This is a genomic window from Nocardia sp. NPDC059240, from assembly GCF_042753865.1.
Taxonomy (GTDB): Bacteria; Actinomycetota; Actinomycetes; order Mycobacteriales; family Mycobacteriaceae; genus Nocardia.
Genome location: NZ_JBHZAC010000006.1, coordinates 307,689 through 317,802, shown reverse-complemented (window position 1 = coordinate 317,802; position 10,114 = coordinate 307,689). Strand labels below are relative to the sequence as shown.

At 66.2% G+C, this 10,114-nt stretch carries 8 protein-coding genes; 4 read left to right on the top strand and 4 right to left on the bottom strand.

From position 1 onward, the window contains the following. Positions 1-13 precede the first annotated feature (13 nt). Together ACFXHA_RS23595 and ACFXHA_RS23590 are read left to right on the top strand one after the other, a co-directional pair. Entirely contained in the window at positions 14-232 is a 219-nt protein-coding gene (locus tag ACFXHA_RS23595) for an MbtH family protein (RefSeq protein WP_379360154.1), read from the top strand. A gap of 122 nt (positions 233-354) precedes the next feature. Further along, on the top strand, positions 355-501 hold the full coding sequence (locus ACFXHA_RS23590; protein ID WP_379360152.1) for a hypothetical protein: 147 nt from the start codon (positions 355-357) through the stop codon (positions 499-501). Positions 502-842: 341 nt separating this feature from the next. Here ACFXHA_RS23590 and ACFXHA_RS23585 read toward each other — a convergent pair whose 3' ends face one another. Then, the gene (locus ACFXHA_RS23585; protein WP_379360150.1) at positions 843-1,319 is read right to left on the bottom strand and encodes an ester cyclase; all 477 of its coding nucleotides are present in this window, start codon (positions 1,317-1,319) and stop codon (positions 843-845) included. Between the two features lie 102 nt (positions 1,320-1,421). On the opposite strand from ACFXHA_RS23585, the gene ACFXHA_RS23580 reads away from it, so the two are divergent. Both ACFXHA_RS23580 and ACFXHA_RS23575 read left to right on the top strand, forming a co-directional pair. After that, positions 1,422-2,063: a TetR/AcrR family transcriptional regulator C-terminal domain-containing protein gene (locus ACFXHA_RS23580; RefSeq protein WP_379360148.1), complete on the top strand. Its 642-nt coding sequence runs from the start codon at positions 1,422-1,424 to the stop codon at positions 2,061-2,063. Between the two features lie 71 nt (positions 2,064-2,134). Then, positions 2,135-3,589: a DUF222 domain-containing protein gene (locus tag ACFXHA_RS23575; RefSeq protein WP_379360146.1), complete on the top strand. Its 1,455-nt coding sequence runs from the start codon at positions 2,135-2,137 to the stop codon at positions 3,587-3,589. A gap of 219 nt (positions 3,590-3,808) precedes the next feature. On the opposite strand, the gene ACFXHA_RS23570 is transcribed toward ACFXHA_RS23575, so the two are convergent. The 3 genes from ACFXHA_RS23570 to ACFXHA_RS23560 form a co-directional block, all read right to left on the bottom strand. Continuing rightward, positions 3,809-5,581 (bottom strand): FAD-dependent oxidoreductase, encoded by a 1,773-nt coding sequence (locus ACFXHA_RS23570; RefSeq protein ID WP_379360144.1) that lies wholly within the window; start codon positions 5,579-5,581, stop codon positions 3,809-3,811. 117 nt (positions 5,582-5,698) lie between these two features. Beyond that, on the bottom strand, positions 5,699-6,568 hold the full coding sequence (locus ACFXHA_RS23565; protein ID WP_379360142.1) for an esterase/lipase family protein: 870 nt from the start codon (positions 6,566-6,568) through the stop codon (positions 5,699-5,701). Between the two features lie 103 nt (positions 6,569-6,671). Next, positions 6,672-9,926, bottom strand: a complete 3,255-nt coding sequence (locus ACFXHA_RS23560; RefSeq protein WP_379360140.1) for a BTAD domain-containing putative transcriptional regulator — start codon at positions 9,924-9,926, stop codon at positions 6,672-6,674. Between the last annotated feature and the right edge of the window lie 188 nt (positions 9,927-10,114).

Genomic DNA, 10,114 nt, shown 5'->3' with positions numbered 1-10,114 from the left:
AGAGGCAACCCGAATGAGCAATCCGTTCGACGACGAAAACGCGCAGTTCTACGTGCTCGTCAACGAAGAGGCCCAGTACTCGCTGTGGCCGGTGTTCGCCGCCATCCCGGGTGGCTGGACCGTCTCGCACGGACCGGCCCTCCGGCAGAGCTGCCTGGACTATGTCGAAGCGCACTGGACCGATATGCGGCCGGCCTCCCTGGTTCAGGCCATGGCGGTCGATCCCGAATAGACCTGCGGCACAAAGCTGTTCCGCATCCAAGACCCGGGGTCGCTCCGACCCCGTGCGGCGGTCCCGAGAATCAACCAGAAATCGAGGGGGTCTGTCCGCGTCGTGAAAGAAAGGGAATCACCTTGACCACTACTCCTCCCCCTACCGGTGGCGGCCCCACCGTCGACATCGGCGCCCTCCTGTCCTCGGTGCTGAAGTTCCTCGGCAGTGGTTCCACCACCAGCTACAACCCCAAGGGCCCGCGGGTCAAGGGCGACAACGCGAAGTAATTCGCTGAGTACTACAGCGAAGTAATTCGCACGACAGATCTACCTCTCGAAAGGATCGAAATATGTTGAGTGGCAGTGGCATGAACGACCTGCTGCAGGCCTTCGTTCACCTCATCGGCTCGGGTTCCTCGACTTCGGTCACCCAGCCGGGTGGCACAGGCGCTTAGGAGACCACCATGTTGAGTGGCAGTGCAGTGAACCAGTGGATCGAAATGTTGGCGAAGGCGCTGGGCACTGGCAGCTCCTTCACCCTCCCGCCTTTCAATTAGCGGGTCACGAGGCATGAAGGCCGCCAGGGCAATCCGGTCCTGGCGGTCCTGTCCTTCGGTCGACCGTCTCGTTCAGTCGACCGCCGGCCAGTCCCAGCCCAGCTGCAGGAACATGCCGAGGCGGTCGCTGACGGCGCGGATCTCGCTGATGCGCGCATCGGTGAGGGTGAAGATCCAGATCTGTTCGACATCGCAGGTCCGGCCGGTGGGCTGGGGCATGCGGGCGTGACTGCCGGTGTGGCGGCCGATCACGCGCAGGCGGGCGACGATGCGATCGTCCTCACCGATCAACTCCTGCACCAGGATTCCGCTCTGCTCTTCCTCAGTGGCGCTGAAGGCTGCCAGTTGCTGGCGGAAGCCTTCGATCGCCGCGCCGGGGGTGTCCTCCTCACCGAAGATGACCTTGTTGTGGTCGATCACCTGGGGTGACAGGTACTGGACCCAGTCGGTGCCGCCTTCGAGGCCGTGGTTGAGCGCGTCGATGAACGCGGTGATGACGGTCTTGTTGTCGGTGATCACGGTCTGGGTGTCAACAGCAGTGGTGGTCATGAGGTTCTCCCGATCTCGATTACTCTTACGTCGTAAGAGTTCGTTGCTGTGGACTATGGTTCACTTACGACGTAAGAGTTGTCAACCCTGGGAGGAAAATCGATGGCCGCCAAGCGCACCCGAGCCGAACGAGCAGGCATTTCACGTGAGCAAGTGCTCGACGCCGCGTTGGCCTTCGCCGACCGCGACGGGCTAGCCGCGCTGTCCATGCGCAAGCTCGGAGCCGAGCTGGGCGTGGAGGCCATGACCCTCTATCACTATGTGCCGAACAAGGACGCGCTCCTGGACGGCATGGTCGAGCGGGTGATGTCCCAGGCCGACGCCGGATTCGCCGACGGGCCATGGTCGACCGCGCTCGCCGACTACGCGCGCGCACTACGCAAGGCCCTCCTGGCGCACCCGGGGGCGCTGCCGCTCGTCGCAACCCGCCCGGCTGTCACCCCTGCGACTCTGCGCACCGCTGAACGTGGCTTGGCCATGCTGGTGCAGGCCGGATTCGAGCTGGGTCCCGCCCTGGACGCGCTGAACTCCCTCACGCTGTTCGTGGTGGCACACGCCAACTCGGAGGCGCGCATCGGGCCCGTCAACGAGGCGGGGGATCCGGGCTCGGTCGATTTCTTGAAAACGCTTGATGAGCAGGAGTTCCCGCTGATCATTCGGGCGGCGAAGACCGGTGTCGGGACTGATGATCAGGCTCGGTTCGAATATGCGATCGCGGCGCTGATTCGTGGATTCGGCTGTTAGCCAGCAATTTACAAAGCGTGTTGCTCGAATCATTCTGTTGTGTCGTGCGATTCGAAACTATGATCGATTGTATGACTGATATCGCAGATGAAATGGCCACCGCGCAAGCGGTTGTCGCGCATCTGCGTGAGGTGCACCAGCAGATTGCTGCCCTGCAATCCGAAGAGGTCACGTTGATGACCGCCCTCTACCACCTCCGCCGCGCCCAACAACTCGACCTCGGCGTCAGCAACCTCAACGCCGGCGAAGACACCGCCACCGAAATCGGCATCGCGCTGAAGGTTTCACAGGGCACCGCGGATGGGCTGATCGGTTTGGGTTTGGATCTGGAGAACCGCTGCACAGCCACCCGCGACGCCTTCGCGGCCGGTCGCATCGACCTCGCGCAAACCCGCGCGATCACCAAGTCCCTGACCAACGCCTCCGACGAACTGCTGGCCGAGCTGGAGCCAGGCCTCGCCGCGTACGCGGAAAAGGCTGACCCGCAACGCATCCGCCGCACCGCCCGCCGCCGCCTCCTCGAACTCGACCCAGCCGGTCAGGCGGCCCGCCGCAAGTCCGCCGAAGCCGACCGCTACGTCTCGATCAGCGCCCACGACGACGGCACCGCCCTCCTCGACGGCGTCCTGCCCCTGGCTGGTGGCCAAGCCGTGTACGAGCGTCTGCGCGAAATGGCTTCCGGCCAGTGCTGCGGCAAGGACCCCCGCACCGTCGCCCAACGCCGCGCCGACGCCCTGATCGCTCTCGCCGACGGCACCGGCCGCCTGGTCTGCCAGTGCGGTCAGGCGGATTGCCCCCGCGCCGTGGTCGGGGAGACCCCGGTTGCGCGTAAAGCCCTTGTGCAGGTGGGTGTCTCGGCCGAGACTCTGGCCGGTCTGCAAGACAACCCGGCTCTCCTCTCAGGCCTGGGCGCGATCGACCCCGATCTGGCGCGTCAGATCGCCCGTCACGCCCGCTTCGAGATCATCACCGACACCACCACCCGTCACGCCGAAAACACCGAAAACACCAGCGAATTGCGCTACCGCCCTGGTGCCCGCACCGCGCGCCAGGCTCGTGCGATCGACGGGATCTGCCGTGCGCCCGGCTGCCACATCCCCGCCGCTGCCAGCGATCTCGACCACCAGGACCGGTTCGACCACACCAACCCGCAAGCCGGGGGTCACACCACCGAGGACAACCTCGGGGCACGCTGCCGCCGTCACCACCGGCTCAAGACATTGGCCGACAATCACGCCAACGGATGGACCGTGCGTCACCATCCGGGTCGGGTCGTGGAATGGTGCACGCCCACTGGAGAATCGGTTACAACCGAACCTGAAGGCGTCGACTTTCTCTTCCCGACCACCGTCGTCCCGCCGGTCACCGCGGCCGGGGTGCCGGACGCGGAGCCGACCGGGTCGATCTTCGATCCGGGTGTCGCGGTCAACATCATGACCGAGCTGATGCAGGTCTACACCACCCCGGAGCAGCGTCGTGAGCAGGCACGCGCCCTCGCTTCGCGTCGGGCTCGGATCAACATGTGATTGGGCGGCTCGAGGCCAGGTAACTCGGGGGGAAGACTACTTGCGTGATTGTGCTGCAACGGGATTGCGTCGAGGTGGGATGTACCAGGCAGTGTGGTTGCGTCGCCTGCCCTACCGGACTTTCGCTGACGCGACTTGGGAGCCGTGACTCGCCTACCGGCCGACGGACTGCACGGATCACCTTTCAGAGACAGAACACGAAAGACGCTGTCGGGGTTTCTATCTGATTGTGGGGTAGCGGCGGTCTATTACGTCGAAGGCGTTGGGTTGGCCTGTGCGGTAGAGCTGGAGGTCTACGGCTTTCAGGGGTTCCCAGAGCGGCATTCGGTAGCGGGGGGTTATGGCGGCTTGTTGGGTGGGGGAGCCGGCGGCGTGTAGGACGGCGTTGGCGGCTAGGCGGCCGCCCTCGTTGGCGGCTTCCATGCAGGCTACGTTCATTTGGGTTTTGATCCAGTCGCCTGCGAGGAAGAGGTTGTCGATGTTGGTCCAGGCGTTGGGGCGGTCGTCCCAGGAGCCGGGGTTTTGGATGAAGATGGCGTCGTCGTAGGCGATTTCGGGGGTTCCGGCGTTGGTCAGGGCGGGGTCTATTTGCCAGGAGTGGAGGATGTCGTCGGTGAGGGGGTTGTCGCCGTCGTGGTCGACGTGGGCTTTGATCTGGGCCCAGGTTTCGGTGGCTAGTTCTTCTGGGCTGCATTGTCTGGCCGGTTTTCCGTTGAAGGTGCCGGGCTCGTCCCATTCGGAGATGATGGCCGAGAGGACTTCCTGCGCTTCGCCATTGCCGTAGGTGGTGACCGGTCGACGCCAGAATTGGGCTTCGCTGATGGAGGTCAGGCCCCAGGGGGCGTCGTTGTAGCCGACGTGGCCGTTGGCCAGGGGTGCGGGGCGGGTGAGGAAGAATTGGATGCCGACCATCCAGGCGGACTGCAGGTTTCGGATGCGGTCGAGGGTGGGGTCGGCGGCGGTCAGGTCGTCGGTGAGGACGTCGGGGAATTTGTCCAAAGGGATTGCGGCCACGTAATAGTCGGCGTCGACGTTGTGTCTTGCGCCGGTGGTGTCGGTGACGGTGGCTCCGGTGATGTGGGTGCCGTCGTTGGACAGGGCGGTGAGTTTGTAGCCCTGGTTGAAAGTGACGCCGATGGACCGGAGGTAGTCGATCCACGGGTTGATCCAGGTTTCGCTGGTGGGGCCGTTCATGACCCGGTCGTTGCCCTTGCCGTCGCCGTCATTGTTCAGATTGAGAAGCGACCACACATACTCCTCGCCGACCAGGCCGATCGAATGTGCGCTGCAGTTACGAGATTTGGTGGCTACCAGCTCGCGGATGAAGCCGTCGCCCAGGAAACGGTTGTACTCGGGGGAGGAGTTGTCCAGCCTGGCGAAGTCGGTCCATGTCATTTTCTCCCACTGGCCGAGTTTGCGTTCGTCGCAGCTGGAGACGTACACGGCGAGTCGTTCGGCAGCGAAGATCGCCTCCTGCGGCGGCAGCCGGAACAGGGTTTCGAACACGGCCACAATGGAATCCACGAACTGTTTGGGCGTCTCGGGTAGCTGGCTGAACGGGAGCGGGAACGGCAGCGGGATGGTCAGGTTGTGTCGTCCGGTGCCTGCGATCATGGCTGCGTTCACGCGGGTGAGGTTGTCCCATACGCCGTGCGGGTTACCGGGGAAAGGGATGCGGCGCAGGGTATCCGGGAGATTGTGGTAGAAGCCGAAGAAGCTGCGGAAGCCGTGTTCGCCGGGTAGTCCGTCGGGCGTGTAGATGCTGCGGGTTTTGCCGCCGAAGTCGGCCAGCTTCTCGAAAACGGTGACGGAGAACCCTCTTTCGGCTAGCTCGTGTGCCGCCGTCAGCCCGGCTGGGCCGGCTCCGAACACCGCCACCGTGCGGCCGGGATCCGCGAAGGCCCGGCCGCCGGTGGGGGCGAGGGTCAGCGCTGCCGCCAGCCCTCCCGCCCGTGCTGTCGTCTTGATGAACTGTCGTCGGGTCCGGCGCATGGGAGCCTCCGCCTGTCGGTCTGCAACTGGCGGCTATGTTAATAAGAATTCTCGCGCTGAATGTGCGGTTTCTCAGTATCTTTCGGCTCTAAGTCGATGGAGATTCTCCATGACATGTCAGCGCTGGAGTTGCTGCAGCACCCAGCCTGCGGTGTTCGTGGTGGAACGGATGAGGGAGTGGTCGACCGGGTCCGCGCCCGGGAACAGGTCTTCGTAGACCGCGTTGACTACGCCCGGCTCGTCGAGGGTGGAACAGGCGGGGGCGGGGGTGGCGAGTTGGTCGTTGCGGGTTGCGATCACCGAGTATGTGACGCCGGGCTGGGCGACGGGGGTGTCGAAGATGGCCTTGTATGTGGGTGCGTCCGGCATCATCTGCATGGCTACCGCCAGATCGGGGGAGGCGGCGGCCAGGACCGGCTCCAGGAACGGCATTCCGGTCAGCAGCTGTACGGGGGTGACCGGCGGGTTCTTCACGCCGAGAATGCCTGCGCCGTCGCAGCCCCGGATCTCGGGGGTGATGAAGACCGCGTGGCTCACTGTCGGCGCACCGGCGAGAACCTTGAGGTAGTAGTTCGACACGATGGTTCCGGCCGAGTGCGCGACGATCTCGACTCGATCCGCCCCGGTGGTCTGGCGGACCTTCGCGACGAAGTCGCCGACTTGCTTTGCCTCACCGGGCATGTCGCCGTTCCATCGCTTGTCATTGGCGATGCCGCCCTGGAACACCAGGGTGCAGTATCCGGCCTCGCGGAGCGCGGCAGCCATTGTTGCCCATTGGGTTTCGGTCTGTTCGGGGCTGCCGTCGGCACCGGGCAGCACGACCACCGGGTACGGATGTGCGGCTGTCGGCGCGCAGTCGATCGACGGCTCGATGGTGGCGCCTGCGGACAGCGAGTTGGTGCTCGTGTCCGGAGCCGCTTGCGCGGTGGTGGTCGACAATAGTGTCGCGCCCAGCACTGCGACGGTGAATCTCGCGGTAATACCCATGGATGGCAACGCCTTTCGGTCCTTTGATCAAACCCGCCCCGACCGTGCGTGAAACCGCACGCGCACAGCACGATACCGGCGTTCGCGCGTTGGACGCTGATGATCAGTGCGCGTCGACTGCGGTGCGCGGGCGTGGCCGGGTCGGGTTGAGGCCGAGGGATTCCAGCTGCGCCAGTTCGGCGTGCAGGCGGGCGGTGAGGGTGTCGGCTGCGGTGCGATGCGCTTGTGCGCGTTCGGTATCCCCGAGGGCCTCGCAGACTCGGCCCAGGAGGATGTCCATCGGCTCGAAGACCAAGCCGGTCGTTTCCAGGCCGACCACGGTGCCCGCGTAGGGGAGTAAGTCGCGGTAGAGATCAGGCAGGTCCTCGAGGTAGCCGAGACCGAGGGCGACGTAGGCGCGGCAGGTCAATTCGGCGGAAGGGTAGAACTCGGGGCGGATACCCCGCGATTCCAGGTACAGGGTGCGGGCGTGGTCCACCTCGCCGGTGGCGAGTAGTGCCAGCGCCAGCATGGGGCCCGCGAATTCGGGTGCGGCCGAATACAGTGCGCGCAGGCGGGGCATGGCGGGAGTCAGGTCGCCTTGGACCCAGCTCAGGCACAGCACGTGTCCGGCGCGAATCGCGCCACCCTCGGCGAAACCCACCCGCGCCAGATTCGCGTCGAGTTCGGCGTAGCGCTCGGCGGCGGCGGGCAGGTCACCCGCCAGCACGGCGAGCGCCGCCGAGAAGCCGCTCATCGCCAGCAGCAATTGCGGGAGTTCGGCGTCGGTGGTGCCGGTGAGTGCGAGTTCGGCCTGTCGGAAGGCCTCGCGCAGATCCACCGCGGCCAGCGCGCAGCGGAACAGCGCGTAGTGCGCCTGGGTTCGGAAGCGGCCCAGCTGTGCGCGTTCCGCGGTCTCGAGCAGTTCGCGCGCCAGGCCGGTGTCGGCGGCACTGTTGAAACGACTGATGACCACCGCGGCGATCGCGGTGCACAGCGACTCCGGATCGCCGGTGCGGCGGGCCAGGGTCAGCGCCTCCTGTGCGTAGCGGTTACTGCATCCCGGATCGTGGTAGTCGGCGAAGGTCTCGTAGGCGGCGGTGGCCAGCAGCCGCACTCGATCCGCGTCGGACGGGTTCGTCGCCAGGCAGGCGGTGATCGCTTGAACCAGCGGTTGATCGCGCTGGGGCAGGTGCATACCGGGATACAGCATGGGTGCGCGCCAACTGGTCAGCGCACACACCAGGAGCGCCGGATCGTTCAGGTCCCTGGCCTGCGCCACCGCGCGGTCGCGGACCCGGCGCGCTTCGATCCAGCGAGCTTGGAAGGCCATGGCGGACACCAGCGCACAGTGCGCCTCCAGCAGTGCGACCCGATCCGCGCGGGTGGCGTGCTCGCCCCCGTGCCCGGCGAGCTCATGCAGCTCGATGACCGACTGCCACAGTTGCACGGTATCGGCCGCCATGCCGCGATCGGTACTGCGGCGGGTCGCCTCCCGGGCGAATTCGATGGCACGCGAGGCGGTTTCGGGTCGGGCACCCAGGACGGCGTGGTGGGCGAGCATCTCCGGGTCGCGGGCCAGGCCGGGGAAGTCCTCGGCATTCGCGAGCAGCAGTTCCAGCGCGGCCCAGTGCATGCGGCCGCGCCGCAGCTGGGGGATGCTCAGGTACACGGAATCGTGGATGAGCGCGTGGTCGAAGGTGATGCGGCCGGTGCGGTCGCTGCGCACCAGCGCCGCCACCTCGGCCTCGGCCAGCAGGTCGATCAGTTCGTCCTCGCCGATCGCCGTGGACAGGGCCAGAATTCGCAGATCGACGCCGTCTCCCCAGATGGCGAGCTGGCTCAGCACAGTGGCCACGCTGGGAGACAGGCGCTGCAATCGGGTCCGGATGAGCTCCCGAATGGTGTCGGGGACCTCGGTGGGATCGCCGCCGAGGCGCTGGGCCGCCATGAGTTTGGCGGTCTCGCGTACGAACAGCGGATTGCCGCCGGTGCGGCGGTGCAGGGATTGCAGTGTCTCGGTCGAGATCTCGGGCAATCCGGCGTCCAGCACCGCCTGCCGGGTGGCCTCCAGATCGAGTCCGGTCAGTTCCAGCCACTCCGCGGTGTGGGGGGCCAGCGCGGCGGCCGTGGCGTGCAGACCGGGCGTGGCTTCCGACGTGCGGAGCGTGATGATCAGTAGCACCGGCTGATCGCGCATCCAGTTCACCGCCTGGCGGAGCACCTGGAGGGTGGTGGTGTCCGCGCGGTGGGCGTCCTCGATGAGCAGCACCACCGGTCCGTCCGTGGTGCGCTGGGCGCAGAGCGTGACGGCGGTGCGCGCGATGGCGAAAGCGTCCGCGCTGGCCAGGTTTTCGGCCATGGCCGGATCCAGCCCGGCCAGCATCTCGACCCAGGCCCACGCGGGCGGCGCGCCGTCGACCTCGGGGCAGCCGCCGCGCAATGACGTCCAGGAACCGGCGGCGAGATCGTGCAGTGCCGTCTCGGCGAGGGTGGTCTTGCCCGCGCCGGCCTCACCGGCGATCCAGACGATGTGCAGTTTGCGACCGGCGCTCACCCGTGCCGCGGTGTCGTGCAGAGCGGTCTGTTCGCGGGTGTAGCCGAGCCGGCCGGGCTCGGGGGGAATGCGGACGCCGGGAATGCTTGCCACCGGTCCGCCCGCACCGGCGAGGGTATCGGCGTGACTGAGGATCGCCACTTCCAGTTCGCGCAGCGCGGGGCTGGGATCGATGCCGTATTCCGCGCCCAGATATTCACGCGAGTGCCGCAGTGTGGCCAACGCCTGTGCCTGTTGCCCGGCGCGGTATTGCGCGGTGGCGAGTAGCCGGGCGATTTCCTCGCGTTCGGGATGTTCGTCGAACAGCGTCCGCAGTTCGATGGCGACTTCGGTGGGCCGATTCAGTTCCAGTTCCACCGCGGCGCGCATTTCGGCGGCGGTGAGCCGCAGATCGGTGAGCCGGGCGGCCTCCTGTGCGGCCCAGCCGAATCCGGTCAGCCCCTCGTAGGCCGCGCCGTTCCAGCACGCCAGAGCCGCATCGAGCAGGCGGCGGCGTTCGAGTGGATCGGCGGTGCCGGGGGCGCGCAGCCGCTGTTCGTAATCGTGCAGCAGCGCCTCGAAATGCCAGGCGTCCACGGATTCGGGTGCGAGTTCGAGTGCGTACCCGGAAGATTTCGAGACCAGGAATCGTGAGGGCGCGCGGCGCGGGCGGTCCGGTTCGACGAGGCGGCGCAGATTGTGAATGTGCACTTGCAGCACCGAGACGGCGGTGGGCGGCGGATTGCCTTCCCACAGGTCGTCGATGAGTCGGTCGGCGCTGGTGGCGTGGCCGCCCGCGGCGACCAGGCGGGCGAGCACCGCCCGCAACATGGTGGCTCCCAAGCCAACTGCTTGGTCTTCGATGCTGAGTTGGATCGGGCCGAGTACCTGAATCCGCGGTTCGACCATAAGGCAGCAATTATTCCACCGCGCGACGGTCGGACTCGGCGGAAACCGGTGAGCGAATTCGACTCGCGCACTCCGCTTCCTGCATCCGCGAATGTTTGGCAAATATATTTGTCCAGAAGACA

What these genes read in the sequence shown, in the direction of transcription:
- ACFXHA_RS23595 (WP_379360154.1), top strand. Translation starts at nt 14, where the DNA reads ATGAGCAATCCGTTCGACGACGAAAACGCGCAGTTCTACGTGCTCGTC.
- ACFXHA_RS23585 (WP_379360150.1), bottom strand. Translation starts at nt 1,319, where the DNA reads ATGACCACCACTGCTGTTGACACCCAGACCGTGATCACCGACAACAAG.
- ACFXHA_RS23580 (WP_379360148.1), top strand. Translation starts at nt 1,422, where the DNA reads ATGGCCGCCAAGCGCACCCGAGCCGAACGAGCAGGCATTTCACGTGAG.
- ACFXHA_RS23575 (WP_379360146.1), top strand. Translation starts at nt 2,135, where the DNA reads ATGACTGATATCGCAGATGAAATGGCCACCGCGCAAGCGGTTGTCGCG.
- ACFXHA_RS23570 (WP_379360144.1), bottom strand. Translation starts at nt 5,581, where the DNA reads ATGCGCCGGACCCGACGACAGTTCATCAAGACGACAGCACGGGCGGGA.
- ACFXHA_RS23565 (WP_379360142.1), bottom strand. Translation starts at nt 6,568, where the DNA reads ATGGGTATTACCGCGAGATTCACCGTCGCAGTGCTGGGCGCGACACTA.